The following is a 22,955-nucleotide window of genomic DNA, read 5'->3' as shown; positions in this document are numbered from 1 at the left end:
CTGATATGAGCCAACTTATCGACAGCTTTCAGCGAAAAGTAGATTATTTACGCTTATCGGTAACCGATCGTTGCGATTTTCGCTGTGTATATTGCATGAGTGAAGATCCGACTTTTTTACCTAAATCACATGTTCTTAGTTTGGAAGAATTATCGTGGATAGCCCAAGCTTTTACAGAGCTTGGGGTAAAAAAAATACGCTTAACTGGCGGTGAACCATTAGTGCGCACCGACTGTGACAAACTGGTCAAATTGTTAAAGCAATTGCCTGGTCTTGAAGAACTCTCAATGACCACTAATGGGTCTCGGTTATCTAAGTTGGCGCAGCCACTGTTTGATAATGGTCTTAGCCGATTGAATATCAGCCTTGATACCTTAAACCCCGATGTGTTTACGCAGCTAACACGTAACGGTAAACTGGAGCGTGTCATCGCTGGCATTGATGCCGCAATAGCGGCTGGCTTTCGTAACATCAAAATTAATGCGGTCATTCTACGCGGGCAAAACGATCATGAAGTATTAGATTTAGTTGAGTTCTGTCGCCAACGCCAACTCGATATTGCTTTTATTGAAGAAATGCCAATTGGACTCATGGATGATCGCCATCGTCACCGTCATTGTTCAAGTGACGAAGTCCGAAACATTATAGAAACGCGCTATCCCTTAATCGCTTCATCTAAACGCACAGGCGGCCCCTCTCGATATGTAAAGATGGCCGACAGCACGATTCGGATCGGATTTATATCGCCACACAGCAATGACTTTTGTCATCAATGTAATCGCGTAAGAGTGACTGTTGAAGGGCAATTACTCTTGTGCTTAGGTAATGACAATGCCATTGATTTAAAATCAATTGTGCGACAATTCCCCGCCGATATTGAACGCCTTAAACAAGCCATTACCGATGGAATGCAATACAAGCCGCAATCTCACCACTTTAACCTCAACGCTGCGCCACAAATACTACGCTTTATGAATGCCACTGGCGGTTAATTGTTTTTGCTATCGTCAATGGTACACTTATGCCATGATTTTCCGCTTCAAACTTGCGCGTTACATTACCAGTTTGAGATAGTTTTAATCCACATTAAGGTGATTTATGGCTCTGTCACGTAAAAGTTGGAACTATATTATTATTGGTGCCAGTGTATTTATGATTGCGGTGTTGTCTTTTATCAATGACAAAACCGCCAATGTCCCGGATGATACCGTGCCTTTATTTGATCTGCAGCTGCCGTTGAAACAATTACAACTTGATGGTATTTGGTTAAGTCAACAAGACGGACAGTGGCAGTGTCATTCGCAGGTGCTCAATTGTCAGCAATGGGCTTTATCATGGCAAAATATTAGTGTATCACCATTAAAAAATCAGCCTGAACATAGCCTTAAAGAGCAAACACTGTCTATTGCTATCGATAATATGCAAACAACACAATTATGGCGCTACTTTCCAAATGAAGGCTTGTTACAATCGTCCAGTCAAAATTGGTATCTAGTACCGCCGAGTTTACGGGCCGGGTTACAACCTATATTAGCCATACCTCCTCAACCAAAATAATGAGTCATTATGCCTGAATTACCAGAAGTTGAAGTAACCCGCCTAGGGATCAGTCCATACCTTATTGAACAAACGGTAAGTGAATTGATTGTGCGCAATGCCTCGCTTCGTTGGCCTGTGCCGGCTATTGCTCAAAACATTGTTGGTCAGCGTATTACCAATGTCCGCAGACGAGCGAAATACTTACTCATTGATACCAATGCAGGAATGACAATAGTGCATTTAGGCATGTCAGGCAGCTTACGTATTTTACCGCGCAATACCCCAATCGAAAAACATGACCATATTGATTTAGTACTCGAAAATGGCCGCATGTTGCGATTTAACGATCCACGTCGCTTTGGTGCTTGGTTGTGGTATGAATTACCAGAAGAAGCCCATCCACTGCTATCAAAGCTTGGCCCAGAACCACTAAGTCCTCATTTCACGCCATTACAATTACAAGCAGCACTTGCTGGCAAGAAAAAGGCGATTAAGCTGTGCTTAATGGATAATCACATCGTGGTTGGAGCCGGTAATATTTACGCCAACGAAGCTTTATTTGCTGCCGGGATCCACCCCGAAGCCGCGGCAGGAAGCATTGATTTAGAACGGTTAACGATTCTAGTCAGCGAGGTTAAGCAAATTTTGGCTCACGCCATTGAACAAGGTGGAACAACATTAAAAGATTTTACTAATGCCGATGGTAAGCCAGGTTATTTTGCCCAAAAACTGCATGTTTATGGTCGTGGCGGCGAAACCTGTACAGCCTGTGGCAATTTATTAAGTGAGATAAAACTGGGCCAACGTACCACGGTTTTCTGTGGTTTATGCCAACAGCGTTAGTCGGATAAATAACGCCTAAATCGCATGTCAATTTACGCATAAAAAAGGGAGCCATTGGGCTCCCTCATATCATCAACCTCAACTCGGGTTAATCAACCATTAACGCTTAAAACTTATATTCGTAAGTCGAAAAAACCGTACCTTGAGTGTCATCGTCTTGCACTTCAAACTCCGAATTAGCCACACTGCCACCTAAGGTCAACATGCCGTTAAACATAGGCAAACGATATGACAATTCCAGCATCATGATATCTTCTTTCAATGGCTGTGGAGCCCAAACACTATCAAAGTTTTCACCGTCTTTATTAAGCTGAGCATATCGTAGTAACGTAGTAAACCCATGACTATTATCAAATTGGCCTATTAACCCTAAAACATACACATTAGCGTCACTGTCGTAGGTGCTTCCAAAAGCACGACCATAATAACGTGAGCCACTGAGGTAGGTTGAATGTTCGTAAAAACAGTTTGAATTTGCATCCGTTTCATTTTCAAAGCAATACACCAAAGTATTGGTATATTCTAAGAATAATTTATACTGCTGACTATTAAAGTTAATCCTTGTGTCAACACCAACCATTTTAGCGCAATCAGCGATTTCCCATGGCTGGCCAGTTGAATCTTCGCAGGTTCTTTCAAAATAAAGTCCTACTGGAACATTAAACCACTCGTCTGCATAACGAATATCAAAACCCGCCATTTGATTACCATAATTCGAACAACCTTCATATAACTCAGTATCAATTCGGCAATCTCTTTGCCCGGTAATAGATTTAACTGCACTATTAAAACTACACTCCTGACCTTCACCACAAAACTGAGTAGTCCAAGATAAGCCAATTTCTAACTGCTTAAGTGGCTTAATTGCCCCACGAAGATTCCATAATAGGGTATGCGAAGCATAACGATCTTCCTCGGTCATACTCACACCGCCCGTTAAACTCCAATCGCCTATCCATGACAGCCAAGGCGTTTCAAATGCTTGTGAATTATTACGACTGACCATTAAAGATGGCATTGGGCGAGCATTATTTGATTTATGGAGTGAGGAATCAAATCCAGGCCCCCACCATTGGCCGACGCTACCGGCTGTGACAATCCAATTGCCTAGCACTACCGCAATATAAGAATCATCTAAACGGATTTCCTCGTCGTCCGCAGGGTTATAATTAGCCGATGCAGAAATCTTATAAGAAAATCGCTCTCCAGTGTATTCATGTGAGCCTTGTAACTGGCCCTTTTCACGATAATCTGAGCCAAAATGTTGAAAGCGTGCCTCATCAGATGCGGCAGCCACTTTTATACTGGTGTTACCACGATTACCAACAGCATTTTGGTAGTAAAAATTAACTCGTGCAAAAGCATCAACTAAATCAGGCGTTAACAAAGCAGGTTCAGTTTGAGCCAAATCAGTCCCAATACCAGACCACATTAATGGGAATGTATTAATAGGTGCACTAATCACTCCGGCATCAGCTAACGCTTGAATATCTGCACGCAAATAGATATCGGAGGTATCTACCCATGGTGCGGCTTGAGCACTATCCGCTGTGATAATCATAGTACTTAAGCCAAGCGTGACGGCAACCTTGATCAAACTAAATCCCTTTATCATACGATTACTTACCTTTATTTTCGGCTTGAATTTGTGCCACTTTCTGTTTCAATGCAGCTGCGATCTGTGGATGAACGAATTGACTTACATCCCCCCCATGTAATGCGACCTCCTTGACTAACGTTGACGAAATAAATGAATTTTCTTCCGCTGGGGTTAAAAACACACTTTCAAGATCAGGGCTCAAACGGCGATTCATATTTGCCAACTGAAACTCGTATTCGAAATCAGATACCGCTCGCAATCCACGCACCAAGACACTAGCATGTTGCTCTTTAGCAAAATCAACTAATAGACCAGTAAAGCCAACAACTTCAACATTATCTAAATGTGCTGTCACTAAATTGACTTGAGCGACACGCTCTTCAAGAGAAAAACGAGGTTGCTTAGAAGGATTTGACGCTATACCGATAATCACGTGCTTGAATAAGCGTGCTGCACGTTCAATTAAATCGGCATGACCATTGGTCACTGGGTCAAACGTACCAGGATAAATAGCTCTTCTGTGCATAATAATGCCATTTTGATTAGTGTTCAGTGATTTTATCTGCTTATTATGTCTCAACACACTTGTCATCAACAATTAATTAAACATTTTTTGTAAAAAAATTGAAATCCAATAAATTACTATCTCAACATCATTGAATATTTATTAACCAATAATATCGAATTTAATATGGAAGTGAATTGATTGTATGCTAATCTATCATAGGTTTGTTTGGATATTTTACGGGAATACTTTGAATATGAAAAAATTAGCTATAGCGTTAACAACTGCTTTATTAATGGTTAGTTCAGCTCAAGCGGCTGAAGAAACTGCAGGTACTGGTACTGGTGCTGGTGCTGGTGCTGGTGCTGGTGGCTTAGGTGCTGTAGCTGTAGGTGGTATTGCTGTTGCTACTGGAGTTATTGTTAGCGTAGTTGCTGTGTCTGTGAATGATAGTAATTCTGAGAATGGCACAGGTACTGGTACTGGCACTGGTACAACAACAACGAGCACTGGTACAGGCACTACTACAACTTCAGTTACAAACTAAAGTCGTTAGTAAAATAAAAAAGCACATTTTTAATGTGCTTTTTTTATTTTCCATAAATATTATAAAGCTTAAGGAATTGAGCTAGTATGCCTTTTATTTTAAATAGCAAAACTCTATTTGTTATCTCTTTGATCACCTTATCTGGTTGCAGTAACACTTCATCCCAAATTGCTGATATGGTTAAAGAAAGTATTATCGGACCGCCTGACTCGGTCATTTCAGCAAGCAAAATTGAAAGTAGTCCATATGCCAGTATCTACGTCAGAGTAAATAAGTCTTCTCAAGCCTATGTATTACTTGCTTTTGCTGAAGCACCACAGACAATCCCTGCTACGCCATTTTCAAAAAAAAATGCTGAATTAAAGTGGGTATCATCTGATGCTGCGATGCTCGTTACTCGCAACGGTCGCTTACTGAAAACAGTTAATTTGTTTGATGGCAACCTTATCGCCCTTAGCAGCGAACAAATCGATCCAATTTCATTAGGACTTCATTTAACCAGCACACCAATGCAATGGCAAAGTACCATTGATTGGCAACCCGGTTACCATTTTAGTTACAAGCAGCAATCAACCTTTACCTTTATTGCTGATGAGACCGTAATCATCAATGAGAGTCCCATGCTATTGAAAAGGTTTGATGAACATGTATTTATTCCCAAATTAGGTATCGAATACAACAACCAGTTTTGGATTGATGCCACTTCTGGAGTGGTCTTTAAAAGCAACCAAAAAATTGCTCCCAATCTCCCTTATATTGATATCACGCTGTTAAAGCCTTATACATTTGAGGATATAAAATGACGCTGTTTATTAGATTACTACCGTTTTTATTAATTTTTCTTGCTCGGAGTGTCAGCGCTGAAACAACAATTACCGTCACACAATCAGCAACAGCAACAAGAACATTAACGCTTGAATATTCACAACCTGTACGATTGGTGCAAGTTGTTGAAGACAGTTTGGCAAACATTAGTAAATTAGTTTCTCAAAATGACATCCAGCCACAACCTATCTATTGGTCATCTGCCGGACTTTATGACCTATCCGCCGCCACGGCAGTAGAAAACCAGCAACAACAAGTTTTACATTTACTGAGTAACCAAGATTCCAATAAAAATAAGCCAAAAAATATTCAAGCAATAAAAGCATTATCAGATTGGATAACGGTTAATGAATTCGCAAAACGTGAAGCAATTATTTTGGACTTTGACTCAGCAAGACTTAAAGAAGAACTAAATCCACTTATTTCAGGACACTATTTATTCTCATTACCAACCAAACCTGGATATGTAATGGTATTAGGTGCAGTAGAGAAAAATGGCAAACAACCGTTTCGAGTCAGGCAAAATGCAACGAAATACCTCGATTGGGCTTTACCAATAGATGATTCAAACAACAGTTTTGCATGGTTAATTCAACCTGATGGAAAAGTTGAACATTACCCAATAGCCTATTGGAATAATCACCATATTGATATTGCGCCGGGGGCAATTATTTACCTTGAATTTCAAGGTGCTCAAGAAAATGAACAAGTATTAAATCAACAAGTGATTGAATTATTAAAATATTGGATACGTTAACCATGAGCAATGTCAAGCAGAATGTTAGTTACCTTTTCGCCATTCCTTTTATGTTTAGCAGTGTACTTGTATCCGAAAAAGCGCTAGGTGATGAGTTATCTAAACAGAAAGTTACTCCTTCACAATATGACTTTGGCGGTGTAGGTCTGATTCAAATGCCTACAGGTAGAATGGCCGCTGAAGGTGAGTTTAGTGTTAACGCCACTTTTAACGAAGATTATTATCACGGTGCATTATCAATCCAACTTTTCCCTTGGTTAGAAACCACTATTCGTTACACTCAAGTTCCTGATGTGCTTTACAGTAATGACCCTGAATTTAGTGGTGATACTTATTACACCGACAAAGGTATCGACGTAAAACTGCGCTTACTAGAAGAAAGCTATTGGGTACCTGAAACGTCTATCGGCGTACGAGATATCGGCGGTACCGGCTTATTCGATAGCGAATATATTGCTATGACCAAAGGATTTGGTCCGTTCGATGCAACTATTGGTATGGGTTGGGGTTATATAGGTAACCGCGGTAATTTAACCAACGCTAACAAATCGTCATCTGTCGATTGCAATCGAAATACCGGCTACAAAGGCAAAGGCGGCAATGTTGACTTTGAACGTTGGTTTAAAGGCTGTAGTGCAGTTTTCGCTGGTATAGAATATCAAACGCCTTGGGATCCTTTACGTATAAAGGTTGAGTACGATGGTAATGATTATAAGTCTGACTTTGCCGCTTTACGTACTGGTAATGAACTTAAACAAAGTAGCCCAATAAACTATGGTTTATTGTATAAAGTGAGTAACTGGGGCGACTTTAAGTTGAGTTATGAACGCGGTAACACCTGGACATTAGGCTTTAGTTTAGCGACTAATTTTAATACCTTAAAATCGAACTGGCGTGACACACCAAAGCAAGCTATTAAAGATAAACCTGATATAGCCGATCGCAAAGTTGATTTACCAGAATTAAATAAACGACTGGCTTATGATGCAGGATACAAAGGCGCCAAGATTTACATCAAAAATGATGAAGTCACCGTAGTAGCAACTCAAACAAAATATCGTGACAGAAAATACGCACACAATCAGGCTGGACGTATTTTAGTGAATCAGTTTCCTAGCGCCAAGACCTTCAAAATTATTGAAAATACTGCACATTTACCTACAACTGAAACAGATATTGATGCTCAGAAATTTAAAGATGCTGTTCAGTATAACTACATTAATGCAAATATTGAAGATAGCACTAAAGTAATCGAACCCACTCTACCTACTGAAAAACCCGATTGGGAAACGCCTGACCAATGGAACTATGGCTTTGCGCCAAAACTAGCTCAATCTTTTGGTGGTTCAGAAAATTTTTACCTCTTTAACTTAGGTATCAACGGATCTGCAGGCCGTTGGTTAACAGACAATTTAGAAGTAAGTAGCTCTATTTATATCAACTTGTTTGATAACTACGACCAATTTAAATATGAAACACCACCAGATGGTACTGACTTAAAACGTGTCAGAACTTTGGTCCGACAATACGTATCAGATAATCCAGTTCGTGTTGATAATCTACAACTAACTTGGTTAGATAAACTCAGTGAAAATATCTATGCCCAAGCGTATGTAGGCTATCTAGAAATGATGTTTGGTGGTGTTGGTGGCGAAGTACTATACAGACCGATGAACAGTGAATGGGCATTTGGGGTAGATGTAAACTACGTGAAACAACGCGACCCAGATAATCTTTTCGGGTTCTTTGATCAAGAAATAAACTTTGATCCTGACTCAGGACGTTTTTACCGTGCCCAAACAGGTACATTCACTGGTCATGCTAGCGTATATTATCAACCAAGCTGGTTCGATGATGTACTACTTAAGGTTAGCTATGGTCAGTACTTAGCAGAAGATCGCGGTGTTACTGTAGATTTTTCTAAGCAATTTGATAGTGGGGTAATTGTGGGTGCATTCGCCTCTAAGACAAACTTGTCTGCTGATCAATTCGGCGAAGGTAGTTTCACCAAAGGATTTTATATCTCGATCCCGTTTGATGCCATATTACCTACGCCAGTAACTAATCGCGGAAATCTTGCTTGGCAGCCATTAACTCGTGATGGTGGCCAAAAGTTAGGACGTAAATTTGAATTATATGGCGGTACTGATGCCCGAGCACCTTGGCTAAATAAGCCTTCTACAACAAAATAAATGCCAATGAGGGGCGATATGAATAACTTCACATCGTCCCCATTAAAATACAAAAAGCAATCACTACCCTTCTTTCACCAGAACTCAGAATAAGAAATGAAGAAAAAATTAAGCATTTTTTCAAATTCAGTATTCCAGAAAAACCTGCATGTGAGTCCAAACCTTGATAACAAAGCAAATTAATTCATCCTCCTCAGAAGTGAATCAATTACTATTAAATGGAACCAACTAGGCTAGCGGTATAAAACACAATTATGGTGGTAAATTATCTAAAGTTCAGATTACTTACCTTGTAAAATCACTATGGTTTATTGCTGTTGAATCTAGGAAGTGATGGCAGATGTTGTTTATGTTTCAACAATTTCAGCTCGAACTTCACTTTTTGCCAAATACGCAATAAATGATGACGTTCAACATGAGTACGTCTACCTTGTCGATTAATATCACTGTCTAAATCGGTTCCAATCACAGGAAAAGGTCTTACAACAAAGCAACGTAATTGTTTTTCGAACCAAAATTGAATATCAATATCAACAGGACGGGCAATAGGGTATGCCGTTGCTAATAATTTTTGTGCTCCAGCAAATGACACGCATTGGCCGCGGGTTGAAGCTGGTAACTTTAAACATGTGGATAAACTAAAGCGATCATCAAGCACAATCGATTTTACAATACCTTTGGGCTTACGCCCGTGACACAATTTAATGTAATCCCAATCAGCAGAAAGATTATTAATGTGTTGTATCACCGTCATTAACGCAGGATCTAGGATAGAGTCATCCTCAAGAATTAAAGCGTAATCTAACTGTTGTTCAATAATCATTTGCCAACATTGGACATGGCTTAGGTAGCAGCCAATTTCACCCAAATTAAGCTTTTTGTCGTATTTTTGAAGGTTTGTTTGCGGATCATACACTTTCGCAATATCGATATCGTGCAAATCCTTACCGTATACGGCGGAAATACGTTGGTATTCGATACCTAATTGTTTTAGCTGCTCATCCATGAACGTAAATCGTTCAGTACTGTTATCTAAATTAATGAGAAAAACTTTACATTTCATATATTACTAACCCAAACACCCAATTTAATCATGTTCAACTACTGATATTTAACCCTAGAATATTCAGTAATGGCGACATCTGCTGAATAAAATGGTTGATGCTACCGTTAGGTTACTTTTACTAGTGACATTTGATTTAATCCATTGAATAAATTGAAAACAACCCTTAAGAAAACCGTGGTTGTTTTGCGTCCTTGCACTCACATGCATTTCACCATTTTTACAGTGAGAGGTTTGGGAGTATATCATTAATATTCTGGCTTTAGCTTGTTGTCAAAAAATTCATCACAATGGCTAGATTAGTTAACAATAGCAACCGATATTTGTTAACCCTTGATACAATTCCGCATGCAAACGATGAACAAACGGTCTTGAGTTGATATACTCTGTGACAGCTCTTGCGCCAATCATCATGGCCGTTGAGAGAATCGTTAAAAGTCACAATACAATAAGCCCCATCATCTGATGGAATTAAGTTAATATTTTATCTTTCAGACAGTCATATGAAAAAAATCTTAGTCATCAAACACGATAAAATTGGCGATTTTGTACTGACATGGCCAGCACTTTATTTACTCAGAAAAGCAATGCCCGAAGCGACTATTGATGTATTTGTCGCACCGGTTGTTAAGTCCTTTGCTGAAGCCTGTCCATATGTAGACAACACTATTATCGACTCAAAAGATGATACAGACATTGCTGAGCAAATTGCGAAGCAACATTACGATGCTGTAATCATTCTGTTGTCAGAATTTCGAATTTATAAAATCCTTAGCAAAAGCAATATTCCATATAAATTAGTACCTAAACATAATTGGTATCAATATTTATATAAACATCGAGCAAGCAATGAATACTTAAACAGTGAAGGCTGCTGGCGAGGTGCGTGTATGCTTGTAGAGCACTTCTTAACTCACCACGGTTATGCCATTCCTAAACTACCTGATAGATTTTGGGATATGAGTGATCGCAAAGAATATTGGCAACAACACTACCAAAAGTTAACCAACGAAAAGCTAATTTTTATTCATCCAGGTACCGGTGGCTCTTCTGGTTGCGTACCTGTAGAAAAGCTAGTTCAGTTAATGATAAATGTTGATCAACAAACTCAATCAGCATGCCATTTTATTTTAACATTTAACGGAAGTGAACTGGAGCTAGCAAAAGAAATTCAAACGTTACTGGCCAATACCTCAATTAAAATATCGCTGGCTAAGCCGTTAGACCGTTTGATTGATTTTTCCGAATCATTGGTAGCTGCAGACATGTTTATTGCCGGCTCAACAGGGCCTCTGCATATCGCGGGCTTACATAATGTGCCTACTGTTGGATTTTACGCAGGAAGACGCTCAACACCTCATATTAGATGGGGAACATTATCTGAACCAAGCAAACGATTTGCTTATACGCCTCCCGTAGGAAAAAGAACGGGTCGTAATATGGCATTAATCAATTTTGATCAGGTATCGAATGAAATAGCCGACTTTTTGAACAAACAATCTTAGATTGTCGCAGTGTGTTAAATTAGCTCATCGCGAGCAACAATAATGGAAATACGAATATGATAGTTGTGACAGGCGCAGCCGGGTTTATTGGTAGTAATTTAGTAAAACAACTTAATGCCATGGGCCGAAATGACATTATTGCGGTAGACGACTTAACTGACGGCACCCAGATGTTCAATTTAGCCGATTGTGAAATTGCTGATTATCTTGATAAAGATGATTTCATCAAGCAAATCAAAGCGGGCGATTTTGATAACAAACTTGAAGTCATTTTCCATCAAGGCGCTTGCTCATCGACCACCGAGTGGGATGGCAAGTTTATGATGACCAATAACTACGAGTATTCAAAAACATTATTGCATTACAGCCAAGCTAATAACTGCCAATTTATTTATGCTTCTTCTGCATCTGTCTATGGTGGCAGCGAAAAGTTTATTGAGCAACGCGAACTCGAAAAACCGCTCAATGTCTACGCTTACTCTAAGTTCTTATTTGATCAATATGTAAGACAGCAAAAGCTCACTGGCCAAGTGGCAGGATTACGTTATTTCAACGTCTATGGTCCACGTGAACAACACAAAGGTGGCATGGCCAGTGTGGCGTTCCACTTTAACAACCAAATTAACGCTAATGGTGTGTGTCGTTTGTTTGAAGGTGTTGATGGTTATGAAAATGGTCAGCAACTTCGTGACTTTGTGTTTGTCGAAGATGTGGTTAACGTCAATTTATGGCTATGGCAGAATCCATCAGTATCGGGCATATATAACTGCGGAACAGGCCAAGCGCAAAGCTTTAATGATGTTGCCAATGCTGTGATTGCTTATCATGGTAAAGGGCACATTGAATACATTCCTTTCCCAGACAAATTGAAAGGCGCTTATCAAAGTTATACCCAAGCAGATTTAACTCAATTAAGATCGGCTGGTTATCAAGCTGAGTTTAAAACGGTTGAGCAAGCTGTACCTGAATATTTAGATTGGCTTAAAACCCAACATTTTATTGGTCAATAACGGTTTATAGCTCTTACGAAGCGAAAACTAGCTTAACAGCAACATGCTATGGCGTTTTTTATCCATAGCATGTTTCTGTTTCATAGAAATGATTAACTCACTATCTAATTTCTTTAACGATCTCAATTAACATTGTTGTTGAAATCGCAGGGGTTCTTGGTAAATACACCACTTTACATAGATGAGATAGATGATCAAAACGTCCCTCCCAATCATCCCCCATCACTAAGTAATCAGCTTGATACTTTTGAATGTACTCGGCTTTAAGCTCTAATGACTCTTCAAGAAAAACTTGATCTACACAGGATAGAGCCGCGACAATTCTCATTCGATCGATTTCATCGCAAATCGGGTTTCGTTGTTTTTTACTAAAATTAAGAGCATCAGATGACACCCCAACAACCAACTTACCGCCTAACTCTTTCGCTCTTTCTAAAATATTTAAATGACCAATATGAAACATGTCAAAAGTACCGAATGTAATAATGTTCATCTAAATCCTTATTCTAATAAATAGTCAGTAATTCGTTGGCTACAAAGGCCATCAACAACACCCACTAGCTCTGCCGTATATTGCGTCCGCTGAGGCGCAAACAACTCTGGATGTGCTATCTGTTGATCAACAACTTGCTTCAATTCTTTATATGTTCTGGCGTGCGCAGCAATGTCTGCGTAGCGGTATAAATCTTGATCGACACGATTCTTAAACCTGAATTTAAAAATCCCACGATAAGACCAACGTAAGTGATAAAAATCACACCATACAACAGGTTTATTTAATGCGGCAAATTCAAATAAGGCAGATGAAGCATCGCTAATTAATACATCGGCAGAGACCATGAAAGGTAATAAATTTGCTTCTTCAGCAGGCGCTAAATAGACATTGTCGAAACTAGCCCAGTGAGTTAGCAGCGCTTTTTGTTTTTTATAATTTGATTTACTCAATGAAAAATAATGTGGTTTGAGCAATATATTATATTCAGAAAATTGAGATGGCCAATTTTTAGCCATTTCTTCAATGCTGCTTGGGTAAAATGTCGGCGCATATAACAAGGTTTTTTTATTAGTATCTAATCCTAAAGAAGCTAAGTCTAAACCCTGTTCATCTCCTTGGATAATTGGATCTAGCTTGGCATAACCAGTATCAATGAACACTTTTTCAGGAAACATCTCCTGTAATCGCTTTAAACGATATTGCCCTTCCACAAAGCGAACTTCAATATCGCCTTTTGAAACAGTATAATATACCGACTTTGGCCCGACACCATGCTGCATCAAAGCAGTCTGACTGATCCCTTTTAATCGTGACGCTGAAGCAAATGCATTACCGAACACAACCCATTGAGGCTTGTTCAACAAATAAAATTCAAGCGCTTCTGATTCATCATTAACCCAGACAACATTTAGCTGATGCTTACTTACAAGCGCTTCCAATACCGACTGCTGATCAACACTCTTGTAGATAACATATGTCACAGGAACCGAACGCTTCTGTAGCTCTTCAGCGACAGGAAAGTATTGTGGTAAATAATAGGGATGTAAAACATCAAAACAAATCATCGCAAGTCAATTCCTATTAATAATTCCGCATCAGAATTTGCAAAGAGCACTAGTATAAATGATAACACGCCTCAATTTACATCTAATCCTCTCAACCGACCAATCTGATATCAAATGAAATCAATACATCTATTAGCTTTTCTCAAGGTATTGATTCAAAAAGCCCTCTTTTCAAGGTATTATTTCAAGTATAACGATCAACAAAGCTGTCTATTCATATGCCAATAGTGTCTACAAAGCAATTGCAAACATGTCAACGCTTACTGTTTATTTCGCCAGTTGCGTTAGGTGACTTCCTTTACTTAAAAACCTTTCTTATCGCTTTAAAAAAGCAATATGCTCATATTGAAATCGACATATGGTTAGATGATATTCGCTGTAATAGTGATAGCTGGCGCTTATCTAGAAGCAAAATTTTGCAACAATGGATGGATACAGAGGGTGCCTTTAAGCTCACTTACGGCTGCACTGATTCAAAATTAGCAATGCAAAGCCATGTGGAGCAAGCCAAACTGCGTAAGTATGACATTATTTTTTGTCATTCTGTCAGTAAAAGTCGACAATATTCACAAATCGCTCGCAGCATAAACGACAAAGCGTTTATCGTGTCGAGCATCCCTAAAAGTGCTTCATTTGGATGGTTAAACAAGATATTTTTTCGCCATTCAGGCCATACTTTTATTTTAGATGAGAGTAACTTACCTAAGTCGCACCACATTACTGACAGATACAATATGATATTTAGTGAAGTTTTGGGACTTACCTTAACTTCCGAGCAATTAATGCCGACGTTAAAGACCCCGGACGCAATTGAACCCATTACTCAGTCGTGGTTAAACTCCAAATTTAGTGACCCAGAAAAACAAGGGAAACTCATATTTTTAAATCACTTATCAACCAATGAGAAAAAAGATTGGAAATTATCACAATTATTCTCCCTCATTGAAAAAATATCGGCAATTGATTCTAGTCAACGTTTCATTATTAATGTCACTCAAGAAAACTTTGACTCTGTTAGTATTGAAACTGAAAAATTTACGGTTCGAACAAATACGCAAACGGCTGTTTTCACCGTTAACGAACATTTTTTTGAACTACCATCACTCATTGCACACTCCGATTTTGTGATAACAGTCGATACGGCAATATTGCACTTTGCTTTTGCTGCTCAACGTCCTTTATTAGCGATGATGCGTGAGAAAAAGCCTTATTGGGCACCACCAGAAAGTGAGGTATCGCATGTCATGTATGCAACAGAAGGTAGGGGCCACATTGAAGACATCAGCGTTGACCGAGTATTCCAACAATATAAAAAAATGAACTCTCTCGGTTAAAGACTTAACACCCAATATATAAATATACGCAAGGTGAACGGATGAAGAAGGCTATTTTTACACTCGCTATTGGCGATAACCCAATGTATCGCGCTGCCATTGCCAGCTTTAAAGCTTATGGTAAAAGAATTGGGGCTGATGTCATCGTTTCAGATCAACTGCATTATAAAATTCATGTCAGTAACCCTAAATTTGACTCCAGCCCGGCATGGTCTGAAAAGCTATATATTTCAGAGATACTCAAAGAATATGATCGAGTACTGTATCTAGACGCAGATATTATCGTGACACCATGGGCACGAGATATATTTGAACTATATTCTGACCTTGATACGGTTTATATGTTCAATGAAGGGGCTCATCGCGATCGCGGTGAGCAAGCGGTGCAAATTAATAATATCTTAGGCGAGGTCGACTGGCCAAAAGAAGACAATAAAATAGTTTATTACAACTCTGGGATGTTTTTGCTATCTAAAGAAACCGGCCTATTTGATAAAGCCAATATTGAAGAAATGCAGGCTATTTGTAACAACGTTAAATTTTACGATCAAACCTATATTAACTATCTCATCAGGAGAGATAATATAAAAAGCATAGGTGTAGAAGCTAACTTTAATCGTATGCAACTTTTAGGGCATGATGATTATCAAAAAGCAGATTTCATTCATTATTCAGGTAGAGGTTATCGCCAAGATATCCCGATGAGAGAATTGAAATACATCATCGATTTCTGCGATATGTTCAACGATACATTAACAAATGAACAAATTCTTGAGTATAAAAAACAAGCTTGGAATTGGTACATACTCAAACAACATCGAAAAACAAAGTTACCTGTAGCACTTTTGAGTGCGATATTTGGTTTATTCCGTGGCAAGTATAAATATTAAATCCTAATTCAGATAATGACAGCTCGCTTCAAGACGAGCTTTTTACTGCTTAATGAATTGATCAAACTGAGCCTTTACCTGATCAACTTCTATCATCACCATTAAATGCTCACCTTTAGCACGCGTGCCCCATTTCACTGGAGCATCAAATTGCTTGGCTATCACTTGCGGGTAAACACTGACAGTGTACTGGCGATACAGATAAGGTCCTGTTCGTCCTGGATTTGAATGAGCATACAAACCAATAACTGGTGTTCCCTGAGTGACAGCCATATGCAAGGGTCCAGTATCAGGTGCCAGCACTAACTTGGCTTGTTTTAACACTGCAAGCAGCTGAGTCAAAGATGTCTTGCCTACTTGGTTGTCCAATGGCTGTTGGCTATGCGATTGAATCGCATCCGCTAGATTTTTTTCTAACGCTGTTGGGCCGCCGCACAACATTACTCTGAATCCCTGCGTAATAGCATAATCAGCAACGGCAGCGTAACGCTCTGGCAGCCAGTTGCGTTCGGCCTTACTGGCAGCTGCGCAAATCACCATGACTTTATCATCGCCCACCAGTTGTTTGGCAAAGTCGGTGTCGGCTTGTGGTACAGGAATATTCCAACTTGGCGTTAAGTCTTCTACACCAATGGCTTTAGCAAAGCCCATAAAACCGTCTAACACATGCGGTGTCGCCAAGGGGTCAACGGCGTGATTGGTCACCAACCACTGACCTTCTTTGGCTCTGGCCTTATCAAACCCGACCCGAACCCGCGCCTTGATCATTAATGAGGCTATGGTCGCACGAAGTGCAACTTGCATATGCAGCAGCACATCAAAACGTTGGCCTTGTAAATCACGACGTAACTGAACATAGCTACGCCAGCCCTTGGACTTGTCGAAAATAACAAACTGGATCCCAGGCAAATGCTTAAGTAATTGATATTCAACCTTACCAATAATCCACGTAATACTCAGGTCTGGATACTGTTTTTGAATAGCCTGCACCATTGCTACTGCGTGGCAAACATCACCAATGGCAGACAAACGCAGTAAACATAATGAACGTATCGCACTAAAGTCAGCTTTCATTGATTATCCAATATGCTTGAGTGAAGAATTAAGGCGGTGAAGGCAAGTTAGTGATCTTAAGGTATAATGTTATTTCGATCCACAATCTAACCAATGCTATTGATAATTAGATGCAAATAAAAAACACCCAACTTGGCCATATTGCATGGTGTGAAACCACTGCCCAACACTTAGCACCGCAAGACTTCGCGGTTGATGGTTGGCGAGAAAAAAATGCAGTGGTGGGTCAGTCCAAAGGCCGTTACACCACATGGTTTGTCAAAACCGAAAACTCGGACAGCCCGCAAACATGGGTGTTACGCCATTATTGGCGCGGTGGAATGATGGAAAAATTCAGCCGAGATGCCTACTTCTATACCGGCCTACAACGAACCCGTGCTGTGGCAGAGTTAGCGATTCTTGAAGTTTTGTATCAAGAAGGATTTACGGTTCCACGCCCTATTGCGGCGAATGTTGAACGTTTTGGTTTATGGTATCGAGCCGATATTATTATTGAACATGTTGCTGGTGCAAATGATTTAGTGGCTTACTTAAGCCATAACCCAATGACAGAATCGCAATGGTATTTATTAGGCGAAACCATTGCCAAATTTCATCAACGTGGGGTATATCACGCCGATTTAAATGCCAAAAACATCTTACTGGCACACGGAAAATTCTATTTAATTGACTTTGATAGAGGTGAATTACGCACACCACAGCCTACATGGCAACAGGCCAATTTAGACCGCTTGCTACGTTCTTTTAACAAAGAGCACGCTAAACTGACTACGCTGCAATTTAGTCAACTGCATTGGCAGCAATTACTTGCCGGTTATCAAAGAATCAACCCAATCTAAAGCTAACTCTGGTATGGGGTGGTGATAAAAATAGACGCTAATGAGCGTCTATTTTTATACGTTTATGTTCAAATGACTGACAGAAAAATGTTACACGATGAGCTCGTTAATGAGGGTAAACTGCTTTAAAAGCGCGCCCCGATTTTGCTCAACGACTGCTAATCCAGCAAAGGACGCGGATTGATACATATGGCTATTGGTAAACTTATTTTGTAATTCTTGCGCCAATTCATCTGCAGAGCTAATACAGATTAATGCACCAGCATCGGCAAGTAACTGGGTGATTTCAGCAAAATCCCAATGGTTGGGGCCGACATATACAGGTAGCCCCATGGCAGCAGGTTCAAGCGGGTTATGACCACCATTATTAATCAGTGTCCCGCCAACAAATGCCTGATCCGCTGTACCGTATAGCATCACTAGCTCCCCCATAGTGTCACCAAGTAACACTTGAGTCTGGCTGTTAACTTCATCATTCATACTGCGTCTAGCTAACGTCAATCCAGATTGGGTAATGGTAATAGCCGCTAAATTAAATTGCTCAGGATGTCGGGGCGCCATAATCAATAATGCATTCGGGAAACAAGCTAGTAGCTGTTTATGGGCGCTCAAAATGGCCTCAAACTCGCCGGGGTGAACACTCCCTGCAACCCAAATAGGTGAATTAACCCGATCCCACTTGGCTCGAAGCGTGTTGGCTTGCTGTTTTTTGATGGGATCAATAGTGAGATCAAACTTTAAACTGCCACACACATGTATGCGCTGACGAGTCACTCCCAGGGTAATAAACCGTTCGGCTTCAGCTTTAGTTTGTACGGTAATCAAGTTGAGTTTGTTTAACATTGGCACAGCCAAACGACGCTTTTTAGCGTATTTATCAGCGGACTTTTGCGATAAGCGTGCATTGGCTAAAATCAGAGTCACTTGTTGCTGCTCTGCAAAGTGGACTAAGTTTGGCCACAACTCGGTCTCCATGATAATGCACACTTTGGGCTGTAATTGGCGTAAAAAATGTTTAATTGCATATGAAAAATCAAACGGTAAATAGCAATGCTGGACTGTATCGCCAAATGCTTTAGTCACTTCAGCAGACCCTGTTGGGCTGGTTGTAGTAACGGTAAAAGCATAATCTGGGTGCGCAGTCATCAGCTGCTTAATCAACGGAATCGCCGCTAACGTTTCTCCCATCGACACACTGTGGATCAACACATCCGTTTTGGTTAACTTAGCAAAACCGAAACGTTCAGACCAACGGCTACGATAGTCGACACTTTTTATGGCACGAAATGCTAAATAAAGAATCACCAGCGGAAACAACAAATATAGGAACAAAGAATAAACAATACGGTTCATGTAAGATGGGTCATCGATTTTTGCTTGTCAGATAAGCACAATGTTAACATACTCATATTAAGTCGGCTTAACGAATTATTTGAGCGACAATAAGTCAATAATGAATATGGAAATCACATGAAAACCCGCGATAAAATCATTTTTACCAGCTTAGAACTATTCAATGAACACGGTGAGCGTAGTATTACCACCAACCATATTGCAGCCCATTTAGGCATTAGTCCGGGCAATTTGTACTACCACTTTCGCAATAAGGAAGACATTATTAATTCAATTTTCAGTCTATATGAAAGTCATTTAGAGTCAGGCTTTAAGCCTTATGATGATGTGCCTATTACGATTGAATTATTAATGGGTTATTTTGATGCCATGTTCTATACCTTATGGCAGTTTAGGTTTATGTATGCCAACTTAGCCGATATTTTAAGCCGTGATGATGCGCTAAAGAAACGCTACTTACATGCTCAACAACAAGTACTGACTCGCTCAAGTGATGTACTGCGCAAACTCAAAAAAGACGGTTTCCTAGACGTCGATGATAATAAAGTAACCGCGCTTGCCGACACCATTAAAATGATGGTCAGTTTCTGGATTAGCTACCAATTAACTCAATCGAGTACATCAACCATCACTAAAGCCACGCTATACGATGGACTATTAAGAGTCTTGATGATTTTTCAGGCTTACTCTACTCCCACTTCAAGCGCAACATTTTGTCGTTTAGAGCAACACTACTTAGACATAGCCAGCCAAGAACGCCATAGCGTCGCGCAAACATAAGCTAAGTATTTCGTTTACCTCGCATCGATTACAGAATTTCCAATCCGCCAATAACCAACTACAATTGAATCAGTTATTAGCGGATTAACTTAGGGTTATCACCCGCCTTTCATATCCAGTCACCAACCATGTTAATGATTAGTTTTTTTAATGTGAATATGTCGATACCCCTAATCTAACTCATGTTGGTCTGACGACTAAAAAAAACGCTGTAGAGCGGCAAAAATAAAGGTTAGAATGCCAATAACTCCAAAACACCCTGTCATTTATCGCGGTGTTTTACTGCGTGATTTGGATAAGCATAATAACCATATTTAGGAGAACACAGGTGGCATCTACCTCTTTTTACGACCGAATTAATCAGCAAATTGTCGATGTAAAAGCCGATGGTTTATACAAAAGTGAGCGCGTCATTGCTTCCGCTCAGCAAACAGCTATTCAAGTTAACAGTGAAGAAGTGATTAACTTCTGCGCCAATAACTATTTAGGTTTAGCCAATCATCCTGAACTTATCAAAGCCGCAAAAGCCGGTTTAGACAGTCACGGTTTTGGTATGGCATCGGTACGATTCATTTGTGGTACTCAAGACATTCATAAGCAATTAGAAGCTAGCCTAAGTGCTTTTTTAGGTATGGAAGACACCATTTTGTACTCGTCTTGCTTCGACGCTAATGCGGGTCTTTTTGAAACCTTATTAGATGCCGAGGACGCTATTGTGTCCGACGCGCTAAACCATGCTTCAATTATTGATGGTGTGCGTTTATGTAAAGCTAAGCGTTTCCGTTATGCCAACAATGACATGGCCGACTTAGAAACTCAGCTCATTGCAGCTCAAGCTGCTGGTGCACGCAACATTTTGATCGCCACTGACGGTGTGTTCTCAATGGACGGCGTAATCGCTAACCTTCAAGGTGTATGTGATCTAGCAGATAAGTACGGCGCATTGGTGATGGTCGATGACTCTCATGCAGTAGGCTTTATCGGTCAAAATGGTCGTGGAACCCATGAATACTGTAATGTCATGGATCGTGTCGACATTATTACCGGTACCTTAGGTAAAGCATTAGGCGGCGCATCGGGTGGTTTTACTGCAGCGAAAAAAGAAGTCGTTGAGTGGTTACGTCAACGCTCTCGCCCTTACCTATTTTCAAACTCATTAGCGCCTTCTATTGTTAGTGCGTCTATCCGGGTGCTTGAAATGCTAAAAACAGGTCAAGACTTGCGTGAAGCAGTATGGGAAAACAGTCGTTATTTCCGTGAGCAAATGTCTGCGGTTGGGTTCACCTTAGGTGGTGCAGACCATGCCATTATTCCAGTCATGATTGGCGATGCTAAATTGGCCGGCGACTTTGCTAACCGTTTATTACAAGAGCATATTTACGTAGTTGGCTTTTCATTCCCAGTGGTACCAAAAGGCCAAGCGCGTATTCGTACCCAAATGTCTGCTGCGCACACTCGCGAGCAACTTGATCATGCTATCGGTGCCTTTACCCGTATTGGTAAAGATATGGGCATTATCTAAGCTAACTTGACTAATAAAAGCATAGGTTAATAGAAGCATAGATTAATAACAGCATCGCGTAACAGTGGTTAACGATAGCTCAGACTAAAAATAGGTCATCAACATGAAAGCATTAAGTAAGTTAAAGCCTGAAGAAGGCATCTGGATGGTCGATGCACCAAAACCAGAAATGGGTCACAACGACCTGCTAATTAAAATTCGTAAAACAGCGATTTGTGGTACTGACGTGCATATCTACAACTGGGATGAATGGTCACAAAAAACCATTCCAGTTCCGATGATTGCCGGCCATGAATATGTCGGCGAAGTGGTCGATGTTGGCCAGGAAGTACGTGGGTTTAGTATTGGCGATCGTGTATCTGGAGAAGGTCACATCACTTGTGGTTATTGTCGTAACTGTCGTGCTGGTCGTACCCACTTATGCCGTAATACTTCAGGCGTTGGTGTGAATCGTGATGGTGCGTTTGCCGAATATTTAGTGTTACCAGCGTTTAACGCCTTCAAAATTCCTGCGGATATTCCAGATGATTTAGCGGCTATATTCGATCCATTCGGTAATGCGGTACATACTGCATTATCGTTTGATTTAGTCGGCGAAGATGTGTTGATTACCGGTGCGGGTCCTATTGGTATTATGGCTGCAGCGGTTTGTAAACACGTCGGCGCTCGTCATGTTGTGATTACTGATGTAAATGAATACCGACTTGATCTTGCCCGAAAAATGGGTGCGACTCGCGCGGTTAACGTCGCAACAGAAAACCTTAAAGATGTTATGAAAGAACTTGGCATGACAGAAGGCTTCGACGTCGGTTTAGAAATGTCAGGCGTACCATCGGCATTCCACGCGATGTTAGACACCATGAACCACGGCGGTAAAATTGCCATGCTAGGTATTCCTGGCGGCGAGATGGCCATCGACTGGAGCAAAATCATTTTTAAAGGGTTGATCATCAAAGGCATTTATGGCCGTGAAATGTTCGAAACTTGGTACAAAATGGCAAGCTTAATCCAATCAGGCTTAGACTTGTCACCTATCATTACTCATCACTTTAGTATTGATGATTTCCAGAAAGGCTTCGATGCAATGCGCTCAGGCCAGTCAGGTAAAGTTATATTGAACTGGGATTAAGCTTTACTGTCTCAGTATTGTGGCTTAATGAGTCAGTACACCAACAAGGGGTTGTATTAATACAACCCCTTGTTGCAAACTGACGCTA

Annotated in this window: 22 protein-coding genes; 15 read left to right on the top strand and 7 right to left on the bottom strand. The window is 40.3% G+C overall.

Going from position 1 to position 22,955, the window contains the following annotated elements; translation table 11 throughout:
• Positions 1 to 5: 5 nt before the first annotated feature.
• From moaA to mutM, 3 genes are all read left to right on the top strand, one after another.
• Positions 6 to 992: a GTP 3',8-cyclase MoaA gene (moaA, locus tag AAEY94_RS07880; protein ID WP_350978276.1), complete on the top strand. Its 987-nt coding sequence runs from the start codon at positions 6 to 8 to the stop codon at positions 990 to 992.
• A gap of 106 nt (positions 993 to 1,098) precedes the next feature.
• Complete coding sequence (locus AAEY94_RS07875; protein ID WP_101088593.1) at positions 1,099 to 1,557, top strand: hypothetical protein; 459 nt, start codon at positions 1,099 to 1,101, stop codon at positions 1,555 to 1,557.
• A gap of 9 nt (positions 1,558 to 1,566) precedes the next feature.
• Positions 1,567 to 2,382, top strand: a complete 816-nt coding sequence (gene mutM, locus AAEY94_RS07870) for a bifunctional DNA-formamidopyrimidine glycosylase/DNA-(apurinic or apyrimidinic site) lyase (protein ID WP_350978274.1) — start codon at positions 1,567 to 1,569, stop codon at positions 2,380 to 2,382.
• 106 nt (positions 2,383 to 2,488) lie between these two features.
• Here the strand turns inward: mutM and AAEY94_RS07865 are convergent, their stop codons facing one another.
• Together AAEY94_RS07865 and coaD are read right to left on the bottom strand one after the other, a co-directional pair.
• Positions 2,489 to 3,997: a capsule assembly Wzi family protein gene (locus AAEY94_RS07865; RefSeq protein ID WP_101088595.1), complete on the bottom strand. Its 1,509-nt coding sequence runs from the start codon at positions 3,995 to 3,997 to the stop codon at positions 2,489 to 2,491.
• Positions 3,998 to 4,001: 4 nt separating this feature from the next.
• On the bottom strand, positions 4,002 to 4,508 hold the full coding sequence (gene coaD, locus AAEY94_RS07860) for a pantetheine-phosphate adenylyltransferase (protein ID WP_101088596.1): 507 nt from the start codon (positions 4,506 to 4,508) through the stop codon (positions 4,002 to 4,004).
• 235 nt (positions 4,509 to 4,743) lie between these two features.
• Here coaD and AAEY94_RS07855 point away from each other — a divergent pair, with 235 nt between their 5' ends.
• From AAEY94_RS07855 to AAEY94_RS07840, 4 genes are all read left to right on the top strand, one after another.
• A complete protein-coding gene (locus AAEY94_RS07855; RefSeq protein ID WP_162024155.1) occupies positions 4,744 to 5,034 on the top strand; it encodes a hypothetical protein in 291 nt (96 codons plus the stop codon).
• A gap of 86 nt (positions 5,035 to 5,120) precedes the next feature.
• Positions 5,121 to 5,837 carry a YjbF family lipoprotein gene (locus tag AAEY94_RS07850; protein ID WP_350978272.1) on the top strand — a complete coding sequence of 239 codons (717 nt, stop codon included), beginning with the start codon at positions 5,121 to 5,123 and terminating at the stop codon, positions 5,835 to 5,837.
• A complete protein-coding gene (locus AAEY94_RS07845) occupies positions 5,834 to 6,616 on the top strand; it encodes a capsule biosynthesis GfcC family protein (protein ID WP_101088599.1) in 783 nt (260 codons plus the stop codon). The genes AAEY94_RS07850 and AAEY94_RS07845 overlap by 4 nt, the downstream gene beginning before the upstream one ends.
• A 2-nt stretch (positions 6,617 to 6,618) precedes the next feature.
• A complete protein-coding gene (locus tag AAEY94_RS07840) occupies positions 6,619 to 8,808 on the top strand; it encodes a YjbH domain-containing protein (RefSeq protein WP_182745105.1) in 2,190 nt (729 codons plus the stop codon).
• A gap of 301 nt (positions 8,809 to 9,109) precedes the next feature.
• On the opposite strand, the gene AAEY94_RS07835 is transcribed toward AAEY94_RS07840, so the two are convergent.
• Positions 9,110 to 9,871: a glycosyltransferase family 25 protein gene (locus tag AAEY94_RS07835; protein ID WP_350978270.1), complete on the bottom strand. Its 762-nt coding sequence runs from the start codon at positions 9,869 to 9,871 to the stop codon at positions 9,110 to 9,112.
• Between the two features lie 503 nt (positions 9,872 to 10,374).
• On the opposite strand from AAEY94_RS07835, the gene AAEY94_RS07830 reads away from it, so the two are divergent.
• Both AAEY94_RS07830 and rfaD read left to right on the top strand, forming a co-directional pair.
• Complete coding sequence (locus AAEY94_RS07830) at positions 10,375 to 11,376, top strand: glycosyltransferase family 9 protein (RefSeq protein WP_182745106.1); 1,002 nt, start codon at positions 10,375 to 10,377, stop codon at positions 11,374 to 11,376.
• A gap of 56 nt (positions 11,377 to 11,432) precedes the next feature.
• Positions 11,433 to 12,386 carry an ADP-glyceromanno-heptose 6-epimerase gene (rfaD, locus tag AAEY94_RS07825; protein ID WP_350978268.1) on the top strand — a complete coding sequence of 318 codons (954 nt, stop codon included), beginning with the start codon at positions 11,433 to 11,435 and terminating at the stop codon, positions 12,384 to 12,386.
• Between the two features lie 100 nt (positions 12,387 to 12,486).
• Here the strand turns inward: rfaD and AAEY94_RS07820 are convergent, their stop codons facing one another.
• Positions 12,487 to 12,879 (bottom strand): FAD synthase family protein, encoded by a 393-nt coding sequence (locus AAEY94_RS07820; protein ID WP_011639339.1) that lies wholly within the window; start codon positions 12,877 to 12,879, stop codon positions 12,487 to 12,489.
• 8 nt (positions 12,880 to 12,887) lie between these two features.
• Positions 12,888 to 13,946: a CDP-glycerol glycerophosphotransferase family protein gene (locus AAEY94_RS07815; protein WP_350978266.1), complete on the bottom strand. Its 1,059-nt coding sequence runs from the start codon at positions 13,944 to 13,946 to the stop codon at positions 12,888 to 12,890.
• Positions 13,947 to 14,164: 218 nt separating this feature from the next.
• Here AAEY94_RS07815 and AAEY94_RS07810 point away from each other — a divergent pair, with 218 nt between their 5' ends.
• Together AAEY94_RS07810 and AAEY94_RS07805 are read left to right on the top strand one after the other, a co-directional pair.
• Positions 14,165 to 15,280, top strand: coding sequence for a glycosyltransferase family 9 protein (locus tag AAEY94_RS07810; RefSeq protein ID WP_350978265.1), 1,116 nt, complete (start codon positions 14,165 to 14,167; stop codon positions 15,278 to 15,280).
• Positions 15,281 to 15,321: 41 nt separating this feature from the next.
• Entirely contained in the window at positions 15,322 to 16,170 is an 849-nt protein-coding gene (locus AAEY94_RS07805) for a glycosyltransferase (RefSeq protein ID WP_350978263.1), read from the top strand.
• Positions 16,171 to 16,212: 42 nt separating this feature from the next.
• Here AAEY94_RS07805 and AAEY94_RS07800 read toward each other — a convergent pair whose 3' ends face one another.
• Positions 16,213 to 17,244 (bottom strand): glycosyltransferase family 9 protein, encoded by a 1,032-nt coding sequence (locus AAEY94_RS07800; protein ID WP_350978262.1) that lies wholly within the window; start codon positions 17,242 to 17,244, stop codon positions 16,213 to 16,215.
• 110 nt (positions 17,245 to 17,354) lie between these two features.
• Here AAEY94_RS07800 and AAEY94_RS07795 point away from each other — a divergent pair, with 110 nt between their 5' ends.
• Positions 17,355 to 18,083, top strand: a complete 729-nt coding sequence (locus tag AAEY94_RS07795) for a 3-deoxy-D-manno-octulosonic acid kinase (protein ID WP_350978260.1) — start codon at positions 17,355 to 17,357, stop codon at positions 18,081 to 18,083.
• 90 nt (positions 18,084 to 18,173) lie between these two features.
• Here AAEY94_RS07795 and waaA read toward each other — a convergent pair whose 3' ends face one another.
• Complete coding sequence (gene waaA, locus AAEY94_RS07790) at positions 18,174 to 19,436, bottom strand: lipid IV(A) 3-deoxy-D-manno-octulosonic acid transferase (RefSeq protein ID WP_162024166.1); 1,263 nt, start codon at positions 19,434 to 19,436, stop codon at positions 18,174 to 18,176.
• Between the two features lie 117 nt (positions 19,437 to 19,553).
• On the opposite strand from waaA, the gene AAEY94_RS07785 reads away from it, so the two are divergent.
• The 3 genes from AAEY94_RS07785 (at position 19,554) to tdh (ending at position 22,867) form a co-directional block, all read left to right on the top strand.
• Positions 19,554 to 20,216 carry a TetR/AcrR family transcriptional regulator gene (locus AAEY94_RS07785; RefSeq protein ID WP_350978258.1) on the top strand — a complete coding sequence of 221 codons (663 nt, stop codon included), beginning with the start codon at positions 19,554 to 19,556 and terminating at the stop codon, positions 20,214 to 20,216.
• Between the two features lie 328 nt (positions 20,217 to 20,544).
• Entirely contained in the window at positions 20,545 to 21,738 is a 1,194-nt protein-coding gene (locus AAEY94_RS07780; RefSeq protein ID WP_101088608.1) for a glycine C-acetyltransferase, read from the top strand.
• Positions 21,739 to 21,841: 103 nt separating this feature from the next.
• Positions 21,842 to 22,867: an L-threonine 3-dehydrogenase gene (tdh, locus tag AAEY94_RS07775; RefSeq protein ID WP_101088609.1), complete on the top strand. Its 1,026-nt coding sequence runs from the start codon at positions 21,842 to 21,844 to the stop codon at positions 22,865 to 22,867.
• Positions 22,868 to 22,955: the final 88 nt, after the last annotated feature.

This window comes from Shewanella sp. AC34-MNA-CIBAN-0136, from assembly GCF_040309945.1.
GTDB lineage: Bacteria > Pseudomonadota > Gammaproteobacteria > Enterobacterales > Shewanellaceae > Shewanella.
Note: the sequence above shows the minus strand (reverse complement) of the source record. Positions and strands in the feature narration are given on the sequence as shown.